We start from the raw sequence: 25,181 nt of genomic DNA, 5'->3' as shown, positions 1-25,181 counted from the left end.
AGTAAATTGCACAACCCTATTTGCTAATATATGTGCTATATTCTCATTTACGAAACCGTTATAGGTTAAAATTTGAATTATTAATATTGTTTATGTTAATTTGATTATTATTTAATAAAGCATTTAGGTAAATTACAGGTAAGACATATTTATATTTCATGAGAAATTTTCATTAAAAAAAAGACATAAAAAAACAGCTCGAGAACCACCAGGAGCTGTTTCAAAAACCGTTAAGTTTTAAACTTTACTAACTATCTAACCTCATTTTATACTGTATGCGAGTATAAACTTTTTTAGCGTACTGCTACGCTTGTATTGTTTGCAGAAGAATCTGCTTTGTAAACTGATGAAACTGCTTTTGATGATAATACAGAAGTATTGTTGGTTATTACAATTTCGTGTTTTACTTTTTTTACTTTATCTTCTACCTCTAAGAAATAAGTTCCTTCAGGAAATTCCTCAAAGCTGAAAGTTCTTAAAATTCCATTTTGTCCTGAAGCATTTTCAGAATAAATTAGATTTCCTTCTTTATCATATATTGTTAAGCTTGCTTTTTTTACATTATTTAATGCAAAACTAACCAGCTTACCATTTCCTTTTAAAACATGAAGAGCAAAATCTCCATTTCCGTCAATCGCGTAAGTACTCATTCCTGTGAAAAGCACTGCACATACTAAACTTAATTTTAACATCTTTTTCATGATTATATATTTTTAAATTGTTTGTTCCAATTTTATACTGCTAAATTACTTCGATAATGTAATGATGGGCACAACTCTATTGGCTAATTTATATGCTATATTCTCATTTACGAAACCGTTATAGGTTAAAATTTAAATTATAGTAGGTGATTTAGTTAATTTGATTATAATTTTTCAATAAAACCACATGAATTGAGAATGTGATAATGCAACAGGCAGTTTTGTTTATTTGTTATAATTTTAGGTGTAAAAAAAAATATATCCAATAATTTATCTGAAAATTCAGAATAAAAAAACAGCTCAATAACCACAAAGAGCTGTTTTAAAAACAAGAAGTTTTGTATTTTAATGCTATTTTACCTCATTTTTATATTTATTATAGTAAAGTATAATTTTCTAACGTACTGCTACATTTGTATTTTTAGCAGCAATATTTGTTTTGTAAACTGATGAAACGGCATTTCGGGATAATGTACTTAAATCATCAGAAATTATAATTTCATGTCTTACTTTTTTAATTTTATCCTCTATTTCTAAAAAGTAGGTTCCTTCCGGAAATTCTTCCAGATTGTACGCTCTCAAAATTCCCTCTTTACCTGAAGCATTTTCAGAATAAATTAGAGTGCCGTCTTTATCATAAATTGATAAGCTTGCTTTAGTTACTTTGTTTAAAGCAAAAGTAATTAGCTTTCCGTTTCTTCCTTTTAGTACATGAAGATTAAAGTCTTCATTACCGTCAATTGCATAGGTACTTGTTCCCGCAAAAAGTACTGCGCATACTAAACTTAATTTTAAAATCTTTTTCATGTCATTAGTTTTTAAATTAATAGTTCTAATTCTCTGATGCTAAATTACTTATGGAATAGATGATTTTAAGCAACCCTGTTTGCTGATTTCTATGCTGTATTCTCATTTACGAAAGCGTTGTAGGTTAAAATTTGAATTATTTTAGGTGTTTTTGTTAAATTTGCTATTATTTTTTAAACTTTTGAAATGAAAACAATAGCCCCAGCTCTTGAAGTAATGTCAAACTCGTACGGAAGCTCTTTTACTTATACTAAATATGCCCAGAGGACGAATAGTAAATCGCATTTATTGCATTACCATCCTGAAATTGAAATTGTTTTTGTAAATGGCGGAGCAGGTAAAAGACAAATAGGAAGCCATATTTCGTATTATACTAACGGTTCTTTGATTTTGATAGGCTCTAACTTGCCACATTGTGGGTTTACAAATGAAAAAACAGGCAATAAGGATGAAATTGTCATTCATTTTAAACCCGAATTTTTGGGAGCTGATTTTTTTGGTGCCCCGGAAATGAAAAAAATCCAGAATCTTCTTCATCAGGCAAAAGCAGGAATCGCATTTGGAGGGGAAACGAAAAAGCGAATCGGGACGAAAATGGAATTGATGGAAAATAAATCGCCATTTGAGCGTTTATTAACACTTTTAAGCATATTGGATGAATTAGAATCTTCTGAAGAATATACGATATTAAATGCTGATGGATTTTCGCTCGAATTACAGGTGCAGGATAATGACCGGATTAATGTTGTATTTAATTATGTGAAGGATCATTTTCAGGAACCTATCTCAATTGATGAAATTTCGAGTTTGGTCAGCATGACAACACCGTCGTTTTGTCGCTATTTTAAAAAAATCACTAATAAAACCTTTACAGAATTTGTAAACGAATACCGCTTGGTTCACGCTTCTAAACTTTTGGCAGAAAAACCAATAAGTATTAATGATGTCTGCTACGAAAGCGGTTTTAATAATTTTAGCCATTTTAGTAAATCTTTTAAACAATATACAGGCAAAAGTGCTTCGCAATACCGTCTTGAGCATAAAACAACTATTATGTAAAACTTTTTGTACCTCTTTTATAACCCGACACGTTGCTGAGGCTTGTCGGGTTTATTATTTATTTTAGTTTGAAAAAAGTATATTTACATTCCTAACTCAATAAACTCAATAATGAAAAGTTTTAAAATTTTAGTATTCGTATTTATTCTGTGTTCTTCGGCAATGTCTTATGCTGCCAAAGTCGATTCTTTAGAAGTTGCCAGCACTGCAATGAACAAGACGTATAAGGCTGCGGTTGTTTTGCCCAATTCATATTCAAAAAGCAAGACTTCGTTTCCGGTTCTTTATTTATTGCATGGTGCTTATGGGCATTTTGGGGATTGGCTAAAAAACACACCTAATAAGGAGGTAGTGAAAAATTTAGCAGATCAATACAATATAATTATAGTAATGCCGGAAGGGGAGACGTTTAGTTTTTATTTGGACAGTCCTGTAAATAAAGAAAGTCAGTTTGAGACTTTTATAACCCGGGAAGTGATTCAGAAAGTAGATAAGACTTACAGAACCATCAATAGTAAAAACGGGCGTGTGATAACAGGACTTTCAATGGGTGGTCATGGAGCCTTATACTTGTCAGCCAAACATCCTGATTTATTTTGTGCGGCCGGAAGCATGAGCGGTGCAGTCGATATGAGTGTTATGTTAAACAGAGATTCATCTGCTCAGGTTATAAAATTGATGGAGCCGGTTTTTGGGGACAAAAGCAATGATGTAAAAATGTATGAGCAATATGCCGTTTTAAATATGGTAGACAAAATAAAAGCCAATAAACTCCCGTTGATTATTGATTGCGGCATTGATGACTTTTTAATTGAACCTAATAAAGAATTGCACAGACGATTGGTATATAATAAGGTAGAACACGATTATACAGAAAGACCGGGTGCACATACCTGGGAGTATTGGGAAAATGCATTACCATATCATGTATTATTTTTTAGTAAAATTCTATTTAAAAATCAGGCAGTTGTAGGAAAATAATAAAAAAATCAATTAAAAGGACTTCAATTATTTTTTTTGGTTTAATTTTTGGAATACCTTTATGTATAAACTTTAAATATAAAAAAATTATGAAAAAGATATTGATACTTTTCGCAGTTGTTGGATTAACAGTGTTTTCAAGCTGCGAAGGACCAGAAGGGCCTCCGGGAGAACCAGGATATAATATAGTAGGTACAGTTTATGAAAACGTTGAACCAAATTATTATAATTTTGTTGCTAGTTCTAATCCAGCTAATAATTATAGAGTTAGATTTACTTTCCCAGTAACATTAGTTGAATCTGATGTTGTTTTAGTTTACCGTTTAGGAGGAGTAGAAAATGGCAGAGATGTTTGGGAATTCTTACCAGAGACTTATTATTTTGATAATGGTACAAGAAATTTTTCTTTTGACTATACTTTTACTAAATCATACGTTGATATTTATTTGAATGGTAATGATCTTGGAAGTGTGTTAAATTCGTATCGATTAAATCAGATTTTTAGAATAGTTGTGGTACCGGCGGATTTTGCTGCTTCTGTTAATAAAAACAACTATTTAGATGTAATGACTAAGATGAATTTTAAAGAAAATCAAATACAAGATATTAAATTTTGATTCTAACTTAGTTTAATTAATAGTTCATAAAAAAAGGAAATCTTACGATTTCCTTTTTTTATGAACTAAAATTAACTCTTTATGAACGTAAATTGTAGAAGTTTTCTTCTTCCATTTACAAGAGTTTGAATGTTAATAAAATAAGTTCCAGAAATTAAATTTGAAATATTGATGCTTATTAAATTTGGATTTGTGAATGTAAAGTTATTAGAATTCACTTCGATTCCGCTTATATTCACAATGCTTATTTTAGTATCTATTGCACTAAAAACATTTTCCTTGTTTTCTATATTTATAATTGACGTTGCTGGATTTGGATAAACAATAATGGATGATGATGAAGGTCTGTCATATGAAGGACTTACGCTTATTTCATTACTATAAGATGTTTCTCCACCATAGTGACTTGCCCGAGCTATTCGTCTATAGCTATAATCTTGAATTGAACTTCCTCTAGAGTTTAAAACATATTTTAAGGCAGAAGGTAAATAATCTTTAGAACTTGCTCCTTGTATATCTGACCAGGTGTCAATACTTTCTCTATTGTTAATACGCTTCTGTTGCCATTGATATAATAAGATATTATTTTTATCTGAAACAGCTGTTGAGCCAATAATTATTGAAGGCTTTTCTATTTCTTCTGAGGATAATATGTTAAGTTTTTGATCGCAACAAATAGTATTGTTAAGACGAATAGTTCGCAATACTATTTTTAAAGTATTACTTACTCTTTTTATGTTTTGATAAATAGCAATTCTTCTTAATAAGTAATAATTATCTTCTGTATTTGAAATTTCTGACGGGTTAAAAGATTTTAGGAAATAATCATTTTCTCCACTAATCGTTGTCCAGTTTTTTATTCCTCCTAATCCAGCATTTGTTTTAGTATATTCCCATTCAAATTTTTCAATATTTGCACTACTATCACCTCTTTTTGGAATATGGAAAGGATCTTGTAGGATATTTAAATTTACTTGTGAGTCATACATTGTTCCAGAAATTTGTTTAGGATTCGTGTCTGTTATTTCGTAATAACCTTCAGAATTTATTGGTGTATCAATAGAGATTTCATTTTTAAGTATTGGAGAAGGAACTACTTTAATTGTAACAGTGTTACTTTTATTGGGAAACTCACCCCCATATAAATATCCAAGCTCTCTAGTAATTGTCAGGTCTTTTAACTCTGTGATGTAATCTAAATCTAAGATTTTATTTATGTAATCTAAGCTCAAAACAATATTATTAGCATTTACGCTCCATCGTTGATTGATACCATATGGTTTGCCTTCGTAAGGATTTAAATGTTGTGAACCAATTATTGGAGCGGGTTTGTCCCCTAATCTAATGGTTTGATTACAGCATAACGTGTTAACAATATTTTTTGGGTTAGGAGCATCTGCAGGAGGATTTAAGTTTGTTCCTGAAGTCATTGTCGAATTTTTTATTACAGAAATGTTTGAACTTTTATAAACTACTGTAGTACTATTTTTATATTCTGCATAAATGTAACCGCCAGAGGTTGAAAAATCTCCCCAATTTAAGTTTATAGTAAAATTTCGCGTTGCGGTTTTCCCTCCTCCAAAATACAATGCACCGCCATCACCACCAATAGCAATATTTGATCCCAATGCTGTACCTTTTGAAAAGTAAATTTTTATAGTACCTTGATCTCCCACGGTTGTAGATGGAACTTCTACTTTTACAGATAATGAAATAGTAGAATTAGGTACGGATGCTAAATTAATAGAACCACTACTAAAGCTTACTCCGTTAACAAGTGTAGGGGTCAATGTAACTTTCTGCCCTAACATTGAAATAGTTAAGAAGAGCAGAATAAGAAGATAACTGTAATTTTTTCTCATAATAAAAATATTTTTAATTAATGAGGTAAAAGTAATACAAAATCAGTGTATAGTTTGTTTTTTTAATGTAAATTATAAGATTTTATTTGCTTATTGAGATGGTAAAACAAAAAAAAGGAAATCTTGCGATTTCCTTTTTTTATGAATATACTTTTAGAAAAAATTATTCTTCATTTGTATCAGTAAGTTCTTTTTCCTCTCCAAATTTTAAGGAAACTAAAATTCCTATCAAAAGCGAAAGGGCAATAAATCCTAAAGAAGCCCATTCAGGAAGATGAATAAAATCATGAAGAAGCATTTTTAGTCCAACAAAGCTTAAAATAGCGATCAGGCTATACTCTAAATAACTGAATTTAGCCAGCATATTAGCAAGGAAAAAGTACATGGAACGTAATCCCAGAATGGCAAAAATATTCGAGCTGAATACTAAAAAGGGGTCGGATGTAATTGCTAAGATTGCAGGAACACTATCTACAGCAAATAAAACATCCATTACTTCAATTACAATTAAAGCTACGAATAATGGAGTAGCGGCTTTTTTTCCTTTTTCGTTTAAAATAAAAAACTTTTCATGGTCCATGTGTGATGTAATCGGAATAATTTTTCCAAGAGCTTTATATACTAATGAATTTTTAGGCTGAAAATCTTCTTCTTCTGAAGAGAATAACATTTTTAGGGCAGTAAAAATCAGGAAAGCGCCAAACAAATAAGTAGTCCAGGTAAATTTATTGATAAGCATTACCCCGAAGAAAATCATTAAACCCCGGAAAACAATGGCCCCAAGAATTCCCCAGAACAAAACACGATGCTGGTATTTTTGTGGTATTTTGAAAGAAGTAAAAATAATGGCAATCACAAAGATGTTGTCAATACTTAAAGATAATTCTATTAAGTAGCCTGTAATGAATTTCATAGAAGCTACAGCAGGTTTTAGATTGTCAGGATTGTCAATATAATCTGTGGTGTAAAGCCAATAAATAACGCCAGAAAAAAGAAACGATAATGTTACCCAAATCAATGTCCATTTGCTGGCTTCTTTTGTGCTAATAATATGAGGGGTTTTATTAAAGACACCTAAATCTAAAGCAAGAATAAAAACTACGGCCAATAAAAAGAAAATCCAGACTATCATGATGGTTTTTTTAAATGATTTGCAAAGATAGGTTTTGAAGCCTAATTTAAAAATTAATTATAAGAAACTTGTTTTTAAAATTTAGATAACGTTTAAGTTTTGCATGTTACATTGGGCGAAGCCGAAATACTAAAAGATTTACAAATTTACCGCAAATTTTGTCATCCGGGAAACGAGGAACGACAGACCATGAGGTATTACTTTTAGCAAAGAAGGTACAGTTAGAAAATAAAAAAAGTGCCATCAATTAAGAGGGCACTTTTGTATATATAATTTGAAATTTGAATTATAATGCTGATTTTACAGTTTTGATAATTCTTGCAGCAATTTTGTATGGATCACCGTTTGATGCTGGTCTTCTGTCTTCTAACCAGCCTTTCCATCCTTTTTGAACAGTAATTAGCGGGATTCTGATTGAAGCTCCTCTATCTGAAATTCCGTAAGAGAAATCATGGATAGATGCAGTTTCGTGTTTACCAGTTAAACGTAAGTCATTGTAAGCACCATAAACAGCGATATGTTCAGCAGTTACAGGTCTGAAAGCCTCACAGATTCTTTCGTAAGTAGCCTGATCCCCACATGTTCTTAATACATTGTTAGAGAAGTTGGCGTGCATACCAGAACCGTTCCAGTCTGTATCTCCAAGTGGTTTTGGGTGATATTCGATATAGTAACCATATTTTTCAGTCAGACGATCCAGTAAGTATCTTGCGATCCAGATTTCATCACCTGCTTTTTTGGCACCTTTAGCAAATAATTGGAATTCCCATTGTCCGCAGGCAACCTCCTGGTTAATACCTTCAAAATTTAGTCCTGCAGCAATACATAAATCAGCATGCTCTTCAACTAATTTTCTTCCGTGCGTGTTTTTTCCGCCTACAGAGCAGTAGTACATACCTTGTGGAGCAGGATATCCTCCAACAGGGAAACCTAAAGGCAATAAAGTTTTAGTATCCATGATGAAATATTCTTGTTCGAAACCAAACCAAAAATCATCATTATCATCATCAATTGTAGCTCTACCGTTAGAAGGGTGTGGTGTTCCGTCAGCATACATAACCTCTGACATTACTAAATATCCATTGATACGGGTTGGATCAGGATAAATTGCAACAGGAACTAATAAACAATCTGAAGAACCTCCTTCGGCTTGTTTTGTTGATGAACCATCAAATGACCAGTTTCCAAGTTCTTCTATCGTTCCTTTGAAATTTTCGTGTTCTTCAACTTTAGTTTTACTTCTAAGATTTTGAGTCGGTTCATATCCATCTAACCAAATGTACTCTAACTTAATTTTAGCCATAATAATATAAATTAATTTTTTTTGTTTTTTTCGTTGTGCCAAATATAGATTTATTTTTTTAGTCGTAAAAATTAGGGGGGCATTTTGTTTATGGAACGTTTATTTTTTGCATAAGCGCAATTTTGACAGGGGTATATTTGTAAAAAGGCAATTTTTAACACGTTTAAAAAATAAATTCGTAATTATTTTATACGTTTTCCGATTTTATTTGTTACTAAATTATTAAGAATTGTTTATTTCCTGAATAATACTGTAGGAATTTGTTATATTTCTCTAAAACTAATTCATTATTCTTCGAAAAATGTCTGATCTATTGAAAACCTCATCGTTCAAAATTCTCAAAAAGATCTTTTAAACAGGCTTTTTAATTGTTTATATTTGTTTTTACAAATTTGAAAAATAAGTACAATTTAAAAAATATATACATGTCAACATTACGTTTTCAAGCTTTGAAAGAAGCTTCTGCAAGAAAGCCAATACATTTTGAAGAAATAGACAGGAAATCTACCCTTTTTGGCTCTAATGTTTTTAATGAAAAAGCAATGAAGCAATATTTAACTTCTGATGCATTAAAAGGAGTGAGGGATGCTATTCAGCACGGAACTAAAATAGACAGAAAGCTGGCGGATTACATTGCTATGGGAATGAAAGAGTGGGCATTGGCAAAAGGAGTTACGCATTATACACACTGGTTTCAGCCTCTTACCGGTACTACTGCAGAAAAACATGATGCATTTTTTGAGACTTCTTATGACGGAAGCGATCCGGTAGAAAAATTTGGTGGTGCACAATTGGTACAGCAGGAACCTGATGCGTCCAGTTTTCCGAATGGCGGTATCAGAAATACTTTTGAAGCCAGAGGATATACCGCATGGGACCCAACATCGCCGGCTTTTATTTATGGAACTACTTTATGTATCCCAACTGTTTTTATTGCTTACACGGGTGAAGCCCTGGATAATAAAATTCCGTTATTGAGAGCCCTTTCTGCAATGGATGAAGCAGCAACGGAAGTATGTAAATATTTCGATAAAAATGTCAAAAAAGTAACGGCAACTTTAGGGTGGGAGCAGGAGTATTTCCTAATCGATAAAGCACTGGCTAATTCCCGTCCGGACTTAATGATGACAGGAAGAACATTATTAGGACATACATCTGCAAAAGGGCAACAATTGGACGATCATTATTTTGGTTCTATTCCAACCCGTGCCTTAACCTATATGCGTGATTTAGAGCAGGAATGTATGTTGTTGGGAATTCCGGTAAAGACACGTCATAATGAAGTAGCGCCCAACCAGTTTGAGCTGGCCCCAATTTTTGAGGAAACCAATCTGGCAGTAGACCATAATTCATTATTGATGGATGTGATGCAAAAAGTAGGCGAACGTCATGATTTTAAAATTTTATTCCATGAAAAACCGTTTAAGGGTGTTAATGGTTCAGGAAAACATAACAACTGGTCTCTGGCAACTGATACCGGAGTTAATTTATTGAGTCCGAGCAAAACACCCATGAGTAATTTGCAGTTTTTAACCTTTTTCATCAATACAATTAAAGCGGTTAATGAATATGAAACTTTATTGCGAGCTTCTATTGCCACGGCAAGTAATGATCACAGGTTAGGTGCTAATGAAGCTCCTCCTGCAATTATTTCGGTTTTTATTGGTGAGCAATTAACGAAAGTTTTGTCTGAATTGGAAAGCGTTACTACAGGAAAATTATCTCCCGAAGAAAAAACAGATCTGAAACTGAATGTAGTAGGTAAAATTCCGGATGTGCTTTTGGATAACACAGACAGAAACAGAACATCGCCTTTTGCCTTTACAGGTAATAAATTTGAGTTCAGGGCTGTTGGTTCAAGTGCCAACTGTTCAAATGCCATGACCACCCTGAATACAATTGTAGCGAAACAATTAAAAGATTTTAAAATTGAAGTTGATTCTTTAATCGAGTCGAAAGACATGAAAAAAGATGATGCTATCTTTAATGTTTTAAGAGAATACATCAAACAATCCAAAAAAATTCTTTTTGAAGGTGATGGTTACAGTGAGGCCTGGGAAAAAGAAGCTGCCAAAAGAGGATTGAGTAATTTTAAAACTACTCCGGAAGCGATAAAAGCCAAAGTTTCTAAACAGGCATTGGATTTATTTAGCGAAATGGGAATTTTGAACCATGTGGAAGCTGAAGCACGTTATGAAATTGAATTAGAAGAATACACTAAAAAAATCCAGATTGAAGGAAGGGTTTTAGGGGATATTGCCAGAAATCATGTTATTCCAACTGCCATTCGTTATCAAAATACCCTAATTGAAAATGTAAAGGGGCTAAAAGAAATTTTTGGAAAAGAATTTGAAACCATTGCCAAAGAGCAAATTGTTCTGATTAAGGAAATTTCAGGCCATATTGAAGGAATCAATTCAAAAGTATTGGCCATGACCAACGAAAGAAGAAATGCAAATCATTTAACCGATGCTCAGCTAATGGCCGAAGCATACTGCAATAAAGTAATACCCTATTTTGAAGATATTCGTAATCACTGCGATAAATTAGAATTATTAGTAGATGATGAAACCTGGACTTTAACTAAATACAGGGAGTTGCTGCTCACGAAATAAAATAGTTACTGTACTATTTAAATGCCTTTCCGGTTTTGGAGAGGCATTTTTTTTATTTTCAAGTTTAGGGGTAACAATTGTAAATGAAATCTGATATAGAGGTGTGTGTTTATACATTTTTATTAACCTCAAAATATTTTATTATGAAAACAATTGTACATCTAATTACGGGATTATTCATTTTAATGTGTTGTTCTGTTTCGGCACAGAAATATCAGGACACATTAATAACTGTCAAAAATGTTAAACTGCATTATGAATATGATGTAAGCTGGACTAAAGAAGTTAAAGCGAGGAATATTGAACAATTTATCAAAAATCAATCAGAGTTTTCTATTAAATCTTCTACACAAATCCAATCAATTTTACAAAATATAAAAGTGTCTAAAGATCCTTGTGTCAACTCGGGATTTGAAAGCGGTTATAGCGGATGGACGGGTTTGAGCCTGAAACACGGAATTCAAACCCTTCCGATAGAAAATGGCTTAACATTAAACCCCGGTGTTTCGGCATTGCCTTTTACTGGTACAGGATACGGACAGAATTTTACTTCAATCGAAACAACAGGCACAGATGCCCTTTTATTGGCTTCCAGCCCTTCTTTTTCGATGTCTAAAACAGCCCCGGGATCCTCCGGAACTCAATCACTTCGTTTAGGAAATGACCAGCCAGGCTACGGAGCAGAAGGTATTGCGAAACGTTTTGTTGTGACAGCAGCAAATGCAAAATACTATTTTCAATATGCTATGGTGATGGACAAGAGTCACTCTAACGCAAATGGAAGCGCAAACGGTTCTGAAGTTTTTTTTGTTGCTGAAGCGGTAGATATGACTGGAGTGACTGTTGATAAAATGGTAGATATTGCAGCTCCGTCTAATCCTTTTATCAGTGCAACTAATTCTCCTACCGAAGGAGTGAAGTACTACAGAGACTGGCGTTGTACGTATTTAGACTTATCAAGCCATATTGGGAGAGAAGTGGTGATAATGTTTATTAACTCGGATTGTTCCGCGGGTGCCCATAATGGATATACCTATATTGATGATACGTGTACGACTTGTAAAAATACTTCAGAGGGAGTTATTGATTTAGATTTAAAAGGACGGGATTGTATTGAGCCGAAGCAGACTTTTAATGGGACATTTACTGTTCCTGCTCAGGCTACCAATGTTCAGATTAGTTTTGAGATTTACCAAAACGGAACATTATTGAATACCATAGCCGCTACCACAGTTGCAGGTTCCAATTATACTGTTGATGTAGCCTCAACTGATTTTCCAAATCAAATGCCGGGTACTTGTTATGATGTAGTGGCAAAACTGACTTTTAATTTAACTGACCTAAACGGAAATGTACAAACAGTTGTTCAGTATTCTGCAAATCCTGTTTTGGGGATACAATACGGGCAAACGCCAGGTTTTAATAATGACATCTGTTTTTGTGTCAATAATTTAGGTTCCTATTGCTGTGATTCAGAAAATTTGGTCGTTAATGGTAATTTTGAGGCTGGAAATACAGGTTTCTCCAGTACTTATACTTTAGATGCATCTACTTATCCCGGACAATACAATGTTACTAATTCCGCAGCAGCTTTTGGGGCAACAGTAACAGATCATTCGTATTGTGCAGATCCAGTAGCGTATGCTTCAAATACTAAATATTTGACAGTTAACGGAAAAACACAACAATCCGGTTCTTCTGTGGTTTGGGAGCAAACAATAACAGGATTAAGAAGAGGAGTGAACTATCGTTTTTGTGCCAATTTCAAGAATATGAAACAATGTACTTTTGATATTCTCCCACAAGTTAGAATAGAAGCGGGAACTAGCAGCTCAGCTGTGTTTACAGTAAATATGCCTACAACTAATGCTTGTGCCTGGCAAAATATAGATGTAGTTTTTACAGCAACAGGAGCCAGCGAAACCGTTCGAATTTATCTTGACGAAACAGGAAATGGTGATGGAAATGACCTGGCAATTGATGATATTTATGTAGGTGCTTTAAGCGATCCGGGGCTGGCCATTACCGTGCAGCATAATGGAACGAATAATGCAATTATTGCATCGGTTAATAGTATAGCGACAACAGATGACAGTATTAAAGGAGATTGTCGAAAATACCATTGGTATGTAGCTGAAGTAACTTCATATCCTTCTATTGTGATTGACTGGAGTACTTTTGCCCACGGAAATAATACCGGAAGTAACCTGCCTCCATTTGCAGGAACTTCATCGGCTACAGCCTGGGATCTTACCACTACTTTTCCGGGTTATACTTTTGTAAATAACAAATTGTATATAATTGGAATGTACACACCGGAATGTGATTGTTATGATAGTGATTTTACCTACCAATTAACTTTTAATACCACAGCGAAAAATGCAAATACCGGTAGCATTACAGAACAACAAAAGGCAGCAATTATTGATGCTATCCTAAATGGATTATCACAGGAAAAAATAGATTCGTCAACTACAAATGATGTCAAGGCAGAAATACAAAGTAATGTTGAACTGTATCCAAATCCTGTAGCCAATGAATTGACTGTTGCAGTTTTGAACGAGCTAATTTCAGAAGTGGTAATTTCAGATTCAGCAGGTAAGGTTGTTAAAACGCAATCTTTCTTATCTCAAAATGCTATTGAAAAAATCAATGTATCAGGCTTAGCTCAGGGACTTTATTTTGTAAAAGTGATAAGCGATAAAAATACGTATGCATCGAAATTGATTAAAAATTAAACATTCAGGTTTATACTGTAAAATGGGCTACCTAATAATTATTTAGATAGCCCATTTTCTGTATATAATATTGTGTCTGATGCCACGTATCTGTCAGATTAGATATAAAATCATTATTTATAGTGATTCCTTTCGTTTTGGTAAAAATTAAATTTGCTCAGACATATTAAAGTTAGTAATCTGTTTTTCTTAGGAAATTAGAAATTGTTATGATAAAACTTTAATATAACTAACTCATTTGGTATTTATTAAAAAAACATCACCAAAAAACAATTACACCCAACGGATTGCAACTAATTTATAATTTACTTAATGAAAAATCTTTTACTCCCTTTATTTCTTTGTTTCTGTGTATCCAATTATGGTCAATATACAACTATAACAGAGACAACTTTAAAGTTTAATAAAGACATAACAGCAGATTATAAGGAAATCGGTTTACATTCAAAAGATGATTGTCTGTTTGCTAACATCCTTATTAACCCAAATAGTGTAAAAGGTTTTGTAAATATTAAAAATGCAGTTTTAGACAAAATAACTGTTTATGATAATTCAGGAAGATTGCAAAAAACATTTGTGATTTTGACGAATGGAGAAGACCATGTAATGGATTTAACGCAGCTATCAAAAGGCGTTTATTTTATAGTTCTGGAGAGTGGAAAAACAATTGCCAAACGAAAAATCATCATTAATTAGAATTGATTAAGAAATTAAACATATCAATCAGGTCAATAAATTTAAAAGAAAAATTTAAGGACATCCATCATGTAGAAATTACAGGAATTAGTTCTTTCGACAATGAATATGCTGCTCTTTTAACTATTTGGGATACCGAAGAATATAAATCCCTATTCCAACAGATTGTTGTATTTGATAAACTACAGATTATCAACAAATACAGATTATCAAAAAACTTAAAATGGAATTGTATTTATAGTCTTAATGATGGCTCCTATCTCTTAGGAAGTAAATTTTCGAGCTTGTATTCAGGAGCTGCATTAGCCTTATTTAAAGATAAGACAATTGTAATGTCTAAGAAATTTGATACCGGATATGCTACTGAAATAAGCACAATACAAGCGGATAATGATGGTTCTCTTTTAATTAAAGGAAGCTGGTATAAATGTGTTCCTTGTGGAGGCCATGATGATTACTTTCCGGAACCATGGCAAAGAAAAATAACGATTGAAAGTTCTGGTTTTATTGAGGATGACTTATATAATTCCTATCAAAACTCAATCAGGCATTCTATTCCTGATTCAGATCTAAATCCGGAAAATTATTATGTGTTAGAGGATTTTGGTATTTCAAAATATAATAATGATGATCAATTAATGTGGAATCAGGGTCTTGGTCACATTGGTTCTGAAAGTTTACAGCCAATTCATACAATTGTTCCGTTTTTTAAAACTCAAAATGGAGAAACAATTCAGGATGGTGTTTGGTTTTCCGGAGCAGATCACACCAATTCTGACAGAAGTTTATCAGAACCTTTATTTGGCAGAATAACAGCAGGCGGGACTATTCAATCTTTTAAAGACCTACTATTCAATTTTCCGGAGATTTATAAAATCTACACTATAATCCCGGGCATGGATAATAATTGTCTACTGATAGTAGAAACCCTAATTATTGGAGAAGGAAGTGGTTTGTGTTTGTTTTATAATCATTTTTCAGAAGGAAGCTGGCAGCAAGACATAACAGTATATCAATTTTAGTAAAACAGGTTTAAAATTAACCATTCAGGATACACCGGAATTTTATAATTGCTATCTGGATATAAAAAAAATAGACCCTCAAAGTGAACGACTCGAAGATTTGAAGGAAATCATAATTTTTGGAAATGCCAGTCATCTTCGCAACCGGGATAATGGAAATGTCTGGTCACTCCATATAAAAAGTAATTGTTTTAACTCTTTTTTAAAATGAAAAAGCTCCTTTTACTCTTTTTGCTTTTTAACAGCACAATTATCAACTCTCAAAATAAAAATATGGAAACGGAATACAAGTATGATCAGGAAAAATTAAATAGTGCAGGGCAACGCGAAGGCGAATTAATTCACACATCTTATGATGGTATTGTTGACTACAGGCATTTGTATAAGGAAGGAAAACTAATTTGGGCAACACACTACCGCTATTCTGTAGAAGGAATCAGGCCATTAGTTGGGAAGTACAAAGGCGGAAATCCTTTTGATGGTTACTTTGTTTATAAAAATGAATTAGAAATTCCAATTATAGATTATTACGAAAAGGGAACTTTCACCTTTCAATATACTTGCTCATTGCTGGACTTGATAAGTTCTGAAGGACAGGAATTTAATTTAAAATTTACTAAGACAACCTTTAAAGACAACAAACCTCAGGATGGATTGGTTCATAGTGATGAGACTAAGTTAGGAAGTTCGCATCTTGTAGCGTCTGAATATTATAAAGATGGAAAAATTACAGATGTTGATATCTGGATTATGGCGATGCATTATGCAGAGCTTATCAAGCTTAAGTTTTTACCAAACGGTTATAAAATTTATAAAGAAGTCATGCCAAACGTTGAAGATCCTGTTATTGATAATAAATACAGGAGCATTACAGTCGAGTTTAAAAACCCGGAAAATGGAAGTATTCTGTTCGAGGTTGAAAACCAACTAATATTAAAATACGACTTTAGTTATACAGACCTATCTAAAATTACAAAAACATCTCCCGGATTGCTGTTTTATTTTTTAACAAATGATAAAATTATTGTGGGACAATATACTTCTCAGGAATCTAATAAAGAATTATATGAAGAAGCTTATGGCAATAATCCCAATATAATCAGCAGCATTTTTGAAAGGATGTACAGCCAGTTATTGCCTTACTTTTCTAATGCAGGAAATAATGATTATTCTCTGATTATTGGATTAGACAAACGTATAACAACTATACCATTATATAGAGATGAAAAAGGCAGCGCCATTACAGGATTTTTAATAGAAAAAGCAAAAGAATCAGGTTATTACAACTACATCCAATATGAAGATTCTAAAATAATATCCCAAAAGGAGGCATTGAAATTAGAAACATTGAAAGAACTAAAATTTTAAAAGCACAACAACATTAAAATGGAAAATTTTAAAACAATAATTAATCGGGAGGTAACAGATTTTGCAAAAGAGCATCCCCAAGAGTATAAATTAATCATAGATAAAATCAGAACTTACTTCAGTCGTAATTTCCCAGATGTAGAATATTGGGGTCATTTGTCATCATTTATTAATGAGCTAATAGACACCTACTTTAATCAGGCTTTAGAAGCATACAATATTTCCAGAAGCAGAAGTCTGTGTACAGAAATTATAGAAATTGCAGATTATTATCTGGACAGGCGCTATGATGTAATGATTGCTCTTGATGATGAAGAAGCATTTCAAAAAGTTTTAGGATATGCCACTGATTTTTTGAAAGGTGGGGATTTTCTATTTGACCAACAACTATATGTAAACAGCCAATCTTTTTACGCATTGGTTGAAGCGTATTACAATCCAAAGTTTAAGAAAGAAGTAGATGTGTTTTTTAAAACGGCTTTTGAATATGCTAAAGTGTATGCCAAAGAAAAAATTGAATACGGCAAACAAGCAAATGCAGATCCTGATGCAGAGACATTATTGGAATTAGCACAGGCAATCTCCTCTTTTAAGGAAGAAGACAGGGAACAATTTGCTGATATAGTTTTTGAAATTTACACGTTCAGCAGTGATGAGAAAAGAAGTTATTCAATGAATCAGGCTTCCGGCTTTATTGCTATCCAGTTAACGTATTTTCAAACGGTATTTTATACTGCTGTACTGCATAAGGCAATTACAGAAACAGGAAAACATTATGAAGACAGTGTTTTTGTACATCAAACGTTGTACACTAAATGGTTTTTGGAAAAAAATACAAAGGAACCGCTTCTTTATTTACAAAATAACGAGAATGAAAATCTCATATTCGCTGTTTTTGCTTTAACCGATTTAGGTTGTAAAGAGGCACTGCCACTACTTGTTGAAAAGCAAAAAGAAGAAAAAGATCCTGTAATATGGGAAATCTACAACGAAGCGATTCAAAGGCTTGAATCAGATTTTATTCCTGTAGATCAAACAGAAAGAATGATCTGGCTAAACGGAAACTTAACCCCAACACAAAGGGCACTTGGCGCAGAAAATGACAATGTTTTTGTACAACGTGCCAAGCAAAAATTTGCTATTGATGACAATGTCTATGAAACTGATAACAATTAATTATAAAAATGAAACAAAACGAATTAACCATAGATTTAGCCCAGGAAAAATTTAATTTTTCTGAACTTCCCAATTTGAATGAAATTACAGAAATCAGATTTGATAATTATACCGATAAAATAGAAATTCCACTTGCTATAAATGACTATCCGAATATTACTGAATTGTACTTTTCAGGAAAATCCAGGGAACAACTATATGAAACGCCCGATAATCTTGAAAAGTTTGTTCATATTAAAAAATTAACGCTTTGGAGTTATTGTGATTTTACTAAAATGCAGCCAATGCACCATTTGGAAAAATTGAATATTGTTGTAAAAAATACAGAAGCCGATACAAGAAATATTGTCGCACTTTTTCCGAATTTAAAGCGAATGGAGGTTTGGGGCAGTCATTCAGAAAATCAAAATTTACCAGATGAAATAGGAAATTTAACCTCTTTAGAATCGATGCATCTGGTTTCCTGCGGATTAAACGACCTGCCCAATTCTTTTAGCAATTTAAAACAGCTGAAAGAATTAAATCTAAGAGGCCTTAGTATGGATACTTTTCCTGAAGAGATAGCCCAATTAGAAAATTTAGAAATTTTAGAAGTTCAGCAGCCTCTAACGAAATTACCTGATACTTTAAGTAATTTAAAAAAACTAAAGAAACTGAATCTAAATAGTGCCTTAAACGGAGCTAGTATGGATGTTTCTGGTTACTTTAAGGCAAAAAAAATATATTTAAAACCGATACCCGATGTTATAGGAAAACTGGAAAACCTGGAAGATTTAAATTTAGGTGTTTGCGGCGTTTTTGATATTACACCTATTTTACCCCTAAAAAAATTAAAGAAACTGAATTTACAATATTCGGCTTTAAAGAATTGTGATGGTTTTTCAAATTTTTCAATGCTGGAAGAACTGGATCTGGAAACTAGCTATGATTTAAAAGATTTAGAAGGATTAAAAGGATTACCATTAAAAAAACTCAGTATTTCATCAAATTATAATAAATCAATCAGTATAATTTCTTCTTTAGAATTATTAGAAAATTTAAATATAAGAGGATGCAGTTACATCAAAGATTTTTCTCCACTTTATAATCACACAGGGATTAAAGAACTGAAAGCGGATGAAGAAATAATTAAAAATTGGAAAAAAAGGGAGAAATTTAATAAATTACTTCCAATTAATGTAATTCTTAATCAGATTGATACAGACGATCTTCTGCAATTTGAAGAAAGCATTTTTCATTTATCCAAACATGTAGATGCCAATTATAGTGATGAGAACAATCCTTTGGCTGGTTACTTTGATGATGAAGCCGAGGAAGAAGAAATTACGGATATTGAAGTTTTAGACAGTGCTATTCAAAAACATATTAAAAGCCTTTCTGAAAAATCACTTGTTACTATTTTTGGAATGACTTTTAAATCCGTTGGGGATGATAATTATAATGCAGCGTTACTTGTTTTGGAAGAAGTGATAAATCGAAAAAATATAGATACGCAACTTAAAATCATTAAGAAATTCAATAAAGCCTGTAAATATTATGATGCAGGACACCGCTATTGGAGTTGTACTGTCCATGATCAGTTGATTGATACGTTATTTGCGCAATTTACTTCTGAAGCGCTTTACAAACTTCTCAAAAAAGCATCGACTGATATGCTAAATAGCGAAGGTGGAGATGCTATGGATGAGCTATTTGTTCCAGCGTTTAAAAATACAACAGACATAAAATTACAAGAAAAACTATTGAATGTTTTTTTTGAATATGAAAAGGAAGCAAGGACTTATTTTGGGAAAAAATATTTTGATGCATTATTGCAACAAATAAAAGATGTCGCTTCGCCTGAACTTAAAAATTTGATTTTAGCAAAAAAAGAGGAAGGCAAAGAACAGGAAGAATGGCTTACGTTGTTAGAAAATTTAAACGAAGACAATTTCCCTGCTGTTATTGACCAATTTATAAACCAAAAAACATCGGAAGATATTAATGAGGATGATTTTGAGAAGATTATACGCGCTGCCCAAGAAACAGTTTTGCCTGAATCAAGTCTGATAACTTTACTGAATTTCATGGTAAAAGAAAACGATTTACCAGATGTTCTTATTTTTCAGTATCATAAAAATAAAAAAACGCCTGAAAAAATTATTGATTTTCTGAAAGCCCAATTAGAGGAAAATAATCTTGATACTTATGATGTGACAAATACAGTAAGACGTATTATTAAACAATTATCAGAGTCAAATTCCCCCTTGCCAGAACTTGAGATATATGAAAATTTTATGGCAAAACATTGTAATATGAGTTTTGACCAAATTTATAATATACAAATAACCAGTTTATTAAATTATTATTTTTTTAAAGATGCAAAATTCCCTTGGGATTATGAAGCTATCAGCTGGACGCTCGAAACCGTAAAAGCAGTCGCTTTAAAAATGAAAGGAAAAATCAGTTATGTCGATTTGAGGATTAATACTTATGGATTGGTAGATTCTGGAAAATATGAAAAAGTGAAACAGATTTTTGAAGCTTTGTATCCTAAAGTTAAAGAAACAACAGAAGAAAGCGTTTTATTTTACAACATTATTGCGTCCATAAAATTAAATGATGAACCTTATTTTAATTTGCTTTTTAATGAAGTTCAGCAGTTAAAAAAAATAACCGAAGTCCTGCTTGCTTTTAATTTAGCCTGTGGACTTGCTCATTTTGGCAGAAGGGATGACTTGTTGCTGTACATTAAGGAAGCGATTAAATTAGGAAAAACAAAACAGCAATTTTTGGATGACACGGATTTTGAAAAATATTGGGAGGATGAGGAATTTTTAGAAGTGATCAAAGAAGGATAAATGTCAAAATACGATACTTTTTTTGGGAAAAGCAACAGAATGAAAATTGATTTCTTCCTAAAGCTGATTTTGATTTTTAATACCTGTATTTCATTTGCCCAACATACAAAAACATATAATATGGAATATTTGAAATCGAAGAGCAAACAGGAACTTATAGAAATTGCAATAAAAATCCTGAAAGAGAAACAACCCTCCTTAATAATCAATTTCGATGAATTTGAAGGTACAGCTTGGGGAAACAGTAAAGAAATACTAGTAAAATTTAGAAGATACATCCGCTTTATTCCGCTAAATACTGAGCCATATCAATATTATGACATATCCGTAAACCTGGTTACAAAGCAAATTCTGCCATTCGAATCGGGATATAATTTTACATTTTATATTCCTTCAGAAGAGGATAAAAAGAAGCTGAATTTCATAAAAGAAAAAGCGAATTTCCCCAGGCAGTCCGATTTTGATATTACCATTACTGAAAATGAAGATCATTACTGGATAAGCAATACTAGTAAAACTTCTTTCAGTAAGTTTTTTATCAATAAAAAAACAGGCTTAAAATCAGGTGTAATAGAAGGTTCCTATTCAGTGAATCGAGTCAAACCTGTACTGGAATCAATTTATGATCGGGAAGAAACAATAAAACTTTCTGACGAAGATGAAATTTCGCAAAAAACAAAAAAAGAAATTATTCAAATGGCAATTGCTGCACTTAAAAAAAAGCACCCTCTATTGGTTTTGAATTTTGATGATTATGCAATTTCGGTATTAGGTGACAGTAAAAATACACTGGTCGAATTTAAAAGAATTATACGATATGTTCCGTTAGGTACTGATCCTGAAAAACGTTCTTCATACGATATAACAGTGAATTTAAATACCAATGAAATTTTACCATTTGATGATACTTTTAAAACTGAATTTTATATTGAAACCAAAGAAGACAAAAAGGCAATTGAATTTGTAAATAAAAATTTCGGTGGATTTTTTTCTGATTCCGAAAATATAATTTATGAGGGAGAAGAAGATTATTTTATAGACTTACAAAATCAGTATTCTTTCGGAAAATATGTAGTAAACAAAAAAACAGGTATAGCAAAGCCTGAAATCCAGGGATCTTGGGATCCGCCGACAAAACCTAATTTGATTGAAGATTTAGATGTTCTTACTGAAATTAAATAATTAAAAATGAAAAAAAATTGCAGCTTTTATAAAAAAACAGAAGAAGTTTATTTTAGTACAGAATTAGCTTTTCTAATTATACCTATACTAATCGCTTCTGCTATTACCTATTGTTTGCTTTATTTTTTTAATACTACAGTCGCTATTCTGTTTAATGTATTTATTTCTTTTTGTGCTAACCTTTATATTTATGCTTTAGGTAGTTCATACTCAAAAGTACCTTTTAGCTTATTAATTAGCACTATACTTACTTCCGCTTTATTATTATTTGTGAATTACGGAGTTTATGCGCTGGTAGTCTATCAAGATACGGGTGTTTTTAATGAGCATTACTTCCAAATATGGTTAGCTATTTTATTTGGAGCTCCAATTTTATATTATGTTTTTCAATATAGCCGCTATTATTTTAGGGAACGGTCTATGGCAGTAACTTATCTTAAGGTATATCTGACTGTGCATCATGACAGGGAATTACTTACGGTTATTGATCACGTACAGTTTGTAAACACCTCAAATCGTACCATGTCAGATATTAAATTAGAAAAGCCTCTCACTTTTTATTCGGAAGAGGAATTGTTCAAATTGAGAAATGATATGTCCATTGAAAATTATTTAGAAAAAAATGTTTTTAGCGGCAGGGTTCAGATGCCTTTTGGAGCAGATGTGCTTTTTATGTCCTGGTATTCCGTTATAGAAGACAAATGTTATGATATAGAAGTGCCATTTCCTTTTGAAAAACTGGTTATTGAACAGGAAAAATATCCTACCAATGTATCGGCAGTTCTGAGAGGTAAGAAAACCAAACCGTTAAAGTTACACATTCATGTCAATGGAGGAATTCGGCTTTTCAATGAGGATACGATATTAATTGATCTTCCCGAGAGTGCTCCGGCTGCTATTAGTGATGAAGAACGGAATAAAAAAATAGAGTTCCACCGCGATTCGCATGAATATTACAAAGATCCAAAAGCATTTTCGGATTTAATTCAAAAAATAAGAGCTTCTAACGGAATAGAGGAACGTTTTTTAATAAATAACAAGCAGATTCCCTGGAGTTTCAATGTTACGGGGCTTAAAGGGGAAAATTATCTGGAAATATATGATGTTTTATTTCATAAATACAAAATAGAAATAAACGAGATTGAAACTGCAGCATTAAGATTTTTGCCGCGAAAAATTGAAATTGTGTACAGAGGACATCATTTATGCGATTGGCTGATCTTATTCATCGATTATCAAAAACTCTATCACGCCATATTAGAAATAACTGAAGGAAATGAAGAAATTCCTGTTGTGTTTGATCTTATTTTTGAAAACTCGCCAGAAACAAGTTTAAAATTCAGTATTGCATCCAATGATAAAACAGTGGTATTTAATGATTGGAAAATTAAAATTAAAAAGGATCGCCACCAAGACATGACAGACCATCTTCTGGATAGAAATGAAGATGAACAAAAAAGAACCTTGTATAAAGAAGCGTGGGATTTGGTTGCCAGTAAACAATATGATCTGGCTCAGGAAAAATGCGACAAAATTAAAGCAATAGATCCGAGGTTTGGTTTTGCCTATTTTCTAGAAGCTAGACTGGTATGGTACAAAGAAGGTTTTGAAGCGTGTTATGCCAAAAAAGATTATTTTATTGCTAAAACCCAACATGAACCGGCAGCCCTGGCTCATATTTATAACAGCTACGGCTGCATTTTAGATCAGGAACTTCGTTTTGAGGAGGCGGCCTCTTTTTTTGACAAAGCCATTCTTACCAATAAAAAAGAAGGAATATATTTATCGAATAGGGCAGAAATGCATTGTAAGCTAAAAGATCCCAAAAGTGCCGTAAAGTTTGCACGCAAAGCAAAAGAAATTGGTTATGAATCAGCAATAGTAGCGGCTATTTTAAAAAGCGGCGGGCTGCATTATTCGTAGAAAAATCATTACAAATAGTGATGTCTGAGAAAACCAATTGCTATAAATTTGGTTTCAAATTGAATGATATCATCATATGAAAACATATAAACGATATAAAAAAGTAGAGCCTGTTTGTTTTAATTTTGAGGCATTACTGAGTTATATTATTTTACCCCTGGGGATAGCTTCCTATATTTCCTATCCGATTTTGTATTTTTTAGGAACAAAAGCAACAGTTATTTTTAATATCATTCTTGCTTTTGTTGCCACTTATTTTTATAAAGGCTTAAAAAGATTCATAACAATCTTAAATAACAATATGGATGATTTAAGATTTAGTTCGGTTTTATTCCGGTTTGTTTCTTTCTTAATCATATTAGTTGTTTTACTGATCGCCAATTTTGGATTTTATTTATTGGTTGTATATCAGAAAAATAATGAATTCAATATATTTCATTTTTATTCCTGGCTCCTGATTTTGTTTGGGTTACCGCTGTTGTATTATATTCAGAGATTAAGTTATTACTACTATGTAAAAAGTTCACAGGAAATTGATTTTGTAAACGTTATCCTGACAATCGATTTTGATTTAAAATTGTTTGTATCCATAGATAACATTCAGTTTGTAAATACCCTAAATAGAAAGTCTTCGGATATAAAAATCAAAAATAATATAAAGTACTACTCCCAAAAAGAATTTCTTGCACTGAAAACAAAAAACAGAGAATATTATGACAAAAAAGGATTTAGAGAGTTGGTGCAGATTCCCCTGAATGCAAATTTGCTGTTACTATCCTGGTTTTCGTTTGCAGAGGGTAAATATTATACGGTAGAAATTCCTTTTCTATTTGAGAAACTTAGTGTTGAAGAGGAAAAATATTTGGTAAATAATTTAAAGGTCAGAGTAAAACAAACAAAAACGTTACAGCTTCATTTTTACCCAAATGGCGGTATAAAACTTTTTAACAGAGATAAGATACTCATTGATTGTCCTGATAATAAAGAAAGTTCAATTAGCGAGGAGTATAAGAAATTAAATTTTTTAGCAAACTACTGATAGAATGATAAAATAAAAATATTGCGATCATAAATTAAACATCTTTCTTCTTTTTAGTAATGTATTAGAAAAGAAATGGTCAATAGAGGGTTTTAGCGTCCGCCACGCTTTTATTTTCTA

18 protein-coding genes are annotated in these 25,181 nt (G+C 32.3%); 13 read left to right on the top strand and 5 right to left on the bottom strand.

The window, feature by feature from the left end; genetic code table 11:
• Positions 1 to 293: 293 nt before the first annotated feature.
• Positions 294 to 701: a T9SS type A sorting domain-containing protein gene (locus J2W48_RS19820; RefSeq protein WP_310283531.1), complete on the bottom strand. Its 408-nt coding sequence runs from the start codon at positions 699 to 701 to the stop codon at positions 294 to 296.
• Positions 702 to 1,097: 396 nt separating this feature from the next.
• Complete coding sequence (locus J2W48_RS19815) at positions 1,098 to 1,508, bottom strand: T9SS type A sorting domain-containing protein (protein ID WP_310283530.1); 411 nt, start codon at positions 1,506 to 1,508, stop codon at positions 1,098 to 1,100.
• Between the two features lie 186 nt (positions 1,509 to 1,694).
• Between J2W48_RS19815 and J2W48_RS19810 the strand changes: the two genes are divergently transcribed.
• The 3 genes from J2W48_RS19810 to J2W48_RS19800 all read left to right on the top strand — a co-directional run bounded on the left by J2W48_RS19810 (position 1,695) and on the right by J2W48_RS19800 (position 4,165).
• Complete coding sequence (locus J2W48_RS19810; RefSeq protein ID WP_310283529.1) at positions 1,695 to 2,567, top strand: AraC family transcriptional regulator; 873 nt, start codon at positions 1,695 to 1,697, stop codon at positions 2,565 to 2,567.
• A gap of 111 nt (positions 2,568 to 2,678) precedes the next feature.
• Positions 2,679 to 3,548, top strand: coding sequence for an alpha/beta hydrolase (locus J2W48_RS19805; RefSeq protein ID WP_310283528.1), 870 nt, complete (start codon positions 2,679 to 2,681; stop codon positions 3,546 to 3,548).
• 89 nt (positions 3,549 to 3,637) lie between these two features.
• Positions 3,638 to 4,165, top strand: coding sequence for a hypothetical protein (locus J2W48_RS19800; RefSeq protein ID WP_310283527.1), 528 nt, complete (start codon positions 3,638 to 3,640; stop codon positions 4,163 to 4,165).
• 71 nt (positions 4,166 to 4,236) lie between these two features.
• Here the strand turns inward: J2W48_RS19800 and J2W48_RS19795 are convergent, their stop codons facing one another.
• The 3 genes from J2W48_RS19795 to J2W48_RS19785 form a co-directional block, all read right to left on the bottom strand.
• Positions 4,237 to 6,027, bottom strand: a complete 1,791-nt coding sequence (locus J2W48_RS19795; protein ID WP_310283526.1) for a T9SS type A sorting domain-containing protein — start codon at positions 6,025 to 6,027, stop codon at positions 4,237 to 4,239.
• A 163-nt stretch (positions 6,028 to 6,190) separates the two neighbouring features.
• A complete protein-coding gene (locus J2W48_RS19790; protein ID WP_310283525.1) occupies positions 6,191 to 7,159 on the bottom strand; it encodes a TerC family protein in 969 nt (322 codons plus the stop codon).
• A 286-nt stretch (positions 7,160 to 7,445) separates the two neighbouring features.
• On the bottom strand, positions 7,446 to 8,462 hold the full coding sequence (locus J2W48_RS19785; protein ID WP_310283524.1) for a glutamine synthetase beta-grasp domain-containing protein: 1,017 nt from the start codon (positions 8,460 to 8,462) through the stop codon (positions 7,446 to 7,448).
• A gap of 425 nt (positions 8,463 to 8,887) precedes the next feature.
• Between J2W48_RS19785 and J2W48_RS19780 the strand changes: the two genes are divergently transcribed.
• From J2W48_RS19780 to J2W48_RS19735, 10 genes are all read left to right on the top strand, one after another.
• The gene (locus J2W48_RS19780; RefSeq protein WP_310283523.1) at positions 8,888 to 11,077 is read left to right on the top strand and encodes a glutamine synthetase III family protein; all 2,190 of its coding nucleotides are present in this window, start codon (positions 8,888 to 8,890) and stop codon (positions 11,075 to 11,077) included.
• Positions 11,078 to 11,220: 143 nt separating this feature from the next.
• Positions 11,221 to 13,815 (top strand): T9SS type A sorting domain-containing protein, encoded by a 2,595-nt coding sequence (locus J2W48_RS19775; RefSeq protein ID WP_310283522.1) that lies wholly within the window; start codon positions 11,221 to 11,223, stop codon positions 13,813 to 13,815.
• A gap of 312 nt (positions 13,816 to 14,127) precedes the next feature.
• Complete coding sequence (locus J2W48_RS19770; protein WP_310283521.1) at positions 14,128 to 14,511, top strand: T9SS type A sorting domain-containing protein; 384 nt, start codon at positions 14,128 to 14,130, stop codon at positions 14,509 to 14,511.
• A 2-nt stretch (positions 14,512 to 14,513) separates the two neighbouring features.
• Positions 14,514 to 15,533, top strand: a complete 1,020-nt coding sequence (locus tag J2W48_RS19765) for a hypothetical protein (protein ID WP_310283520.1) — start codon at positions 14,514 to 14,516, stop codon at positions 15,531 to 15,533.
• Between the two features lie 207 nt (positions 15,534 to 15,740).
• On the top strand, positions 15,741 to 16,901 hold the full coding sequence (locus tag J2W48_RS19760) for a hypothetical protein (RefSeq protein ID WP_310283519.1): 1,161 nt from the start codon (positions 15,741 to 15,743) through the stop codon (positions 16,899 to 16,901).
• 18 nt (positions 16,902 to 16,919) lie between these two features.
• Positions 16,920 to 18,077 (top strand): hypothetical protein, encoded by a 1,158-nt coding sequence (locus J2W48_RS19755; protein WP_310283518.1) that lies wholly within the window; start codon positions 16,920 to 16,922, stop codon positions 18,075 to 18,077.
• An 8-nt stretch (positions 18,078 to 18,085) separates the two neighbouring features.
• Positions 18,086 to 20,917: a leucine-rich repeat domain-containing protein gene (locus J2W48_RS19750; protein ID WP_310283517.1), complete on the top strand. Its 2,832-nt coding sequence runs from the start codon at positions 18,086 to 18,088 to the stop codon at positions 20,915 to 20,917.
• A complete protein-coding gene (locus tag J2W48_RS19745) occupies positions 20,918 to 22,099 on the top strand; it encodes a hypothetical protein (protein ID WP_310283516.1) in 1,182 nt (393 codons plus the stop codon). It abuts the gene before it with no gap.
• A 6-nt stretch (positions 22,100 to 22,105) separates the two neighbouring features.
• The gene (locus tag J2W48_RS19740) at positions 22,106 to 24,022 is read left to right on the top strand and encodes a hypothetical protein (protein ID WP_310283515.1); all 1,917 of its coding nucleotides are present in this window, start codon (positions 22,106 to 22,108) and stop codon (positions 24,020 to 24,022) included.
• 76 nt (positions 24,023 to 24,098) lie between these two features.
• Positions 24,099 to 25,061, top strand: coding sequence for a hypothetical protein (locus tag J2W48_RS19735; RefSeq protein WP_310283514.1), 963 nt, complete (start codon positions 24,099 to 24,101; stop codon positions 25,059 to 25,061).
• Positions 25,062 to 25,181: the final 120 nt, after the last annotated feature.

Origin of the sequence: Flavobacterium piscis (assembly GCF_031457575.1) — a bacterium.
In the GTDB taxonomy this organism is placed as follows: Bacteria; Bacteroidota; Bacteroidia; order Flavobacteriales; family Flavobacteriaceae; genus Flavobacterium; species Flavobacterium piscis_A.
Note: the sequence above shows the minus strand (reverse complement) of the source record. Positions and strands in the feature narration are given on the sequence as shown.

What these genes read in the sequence shown, in the direction of transcription:
- J2W48_RS19820 (WP_310283531.1), bottom strand. Translation starts at nt 701, where the DNA reads ATGAAAAAGATGTTAAAATTAAGTTTAGTATGTGCAGTGCTTTTCACA.
- J2W48_RS19815 (WP_310283530.1), bottom strand. Translation starts at nt 1,508, where the DNA reads ATGAAAAAGATTTTAAAATTAAGTTTAGTATGCGCAGTACTTTTTGCG.
- J2W48_RS19810 (WP_310283529.1), top strand. Translation starts at nt 1,695, where the DNA reads ATGAAAACAATAGCCCCAGCTCTTGAAGTAATGTCAAACTCGTACGGA.
- J2W48_RS19805 (WP_310283528.1), top strand. Translation starts at nt 2,679, where the DNA reads ATGAAAAGTTTTAAAATTTTAGTATTCGTATTTATTCTGTGTTCTTCG.
- J2W48_RS19800 (WP_310283527.1), top strand. Translation starts at nt 3,638, where the DNA reads ATGAAAAAGATATTGATACTTTTCGCAGTTGTTGGATTAACAGTGTTT.
- J2W48_RS19795 (WP_310283526.1), bottom strand. Translation starts at nt 6,027, where the DNA reads ATGAGAAAAAATTACAGTTATCTTCTTATTCTGCTCTTCTTAACTATT.
- J2W48_RS19790 (WP_310283525.1), bottom strand. Translation starts at nt 7,159, where the DNA reads ATGATAGTCTGGATTTTCTTTTTATTGGCCGTAGTTTTTATTCTTGCT.
- J2W48_RS19785 (WP_310283524.1), bottom strand. Translation starts at nt 8,462, where the DNA reads ATGGCTAAAATTAAGTTAGAGTACATTTGGTTAGATGGATATGAACCG.
- J2W48_RS19780 (WP_310283523.1), top strand. Translation starts at nt 8,888, where the DNA reads ATGTCAACATTACGTTTTCAAGCTTTGAAAGAAGCTTCTGCAAGAAAG.
- J2W48_RS19775 (WP_310283522.1), top strand. Translation starts at nt 11,221, where the DNA reads ATGAAAACAATTGTACATCTAATTACGGGATTATTCATTTTAATGTGT.
- J2W48_RS19770 (WP_310283521.1), top strand. Translation starts at nt 14,128, where the DNA reads ATGAAAAATCTTTTACTCCCTTTATTTCTTTGTTTCTGTGTATCCAAT.
- J2W48_RS19760 (WP_310283519.1), top strand. Translation starts at nt 15,741, where the DNA reads ATGAAAAAGCTCCTTTTACTCTTTTTGCTTTTTAACAGCACAATTATC.
- J2W48_RS19755 (WP_310283518.1), top strand. Translation starts at nt 16,920, where the DNA reads ATGGAAAATTTTAAAACAATAATTAATCGGGAGGTAACAGATTTTGCA.
- J2W48_RS19750 (WP_310283517.1), top strand. Translation starts at nt 18,086, where the DNA reads ATGAAACAAAACGAATTAACCATAGATTTAGCCCAGGAAAAATTTAAT.
- J2W48_RS19745 (WP_310283516.1), top strand. Translation starts at nt 20,918, where the DNA reads ATGTCAAAATACGATACTTTTTTTGGGAAAAGCAACAGAATGAAAATT.
- J2W48_RS19740 (WP_310283515.1), top strand. Translation starts at nt 22,106, where the DNA reads ATGAAAAAAAATTGCAGCTTTTATAAAAAAACAGAAGAAGTTTATTTT.
- J2W48_RS19735 (WP_310283514.1), top strand. Translation starts at nt 24,099, where the DNA reads ATGAAAACATATAAACGATATAAAAAAGTAGAGCCTGTTTGTTTTAAT.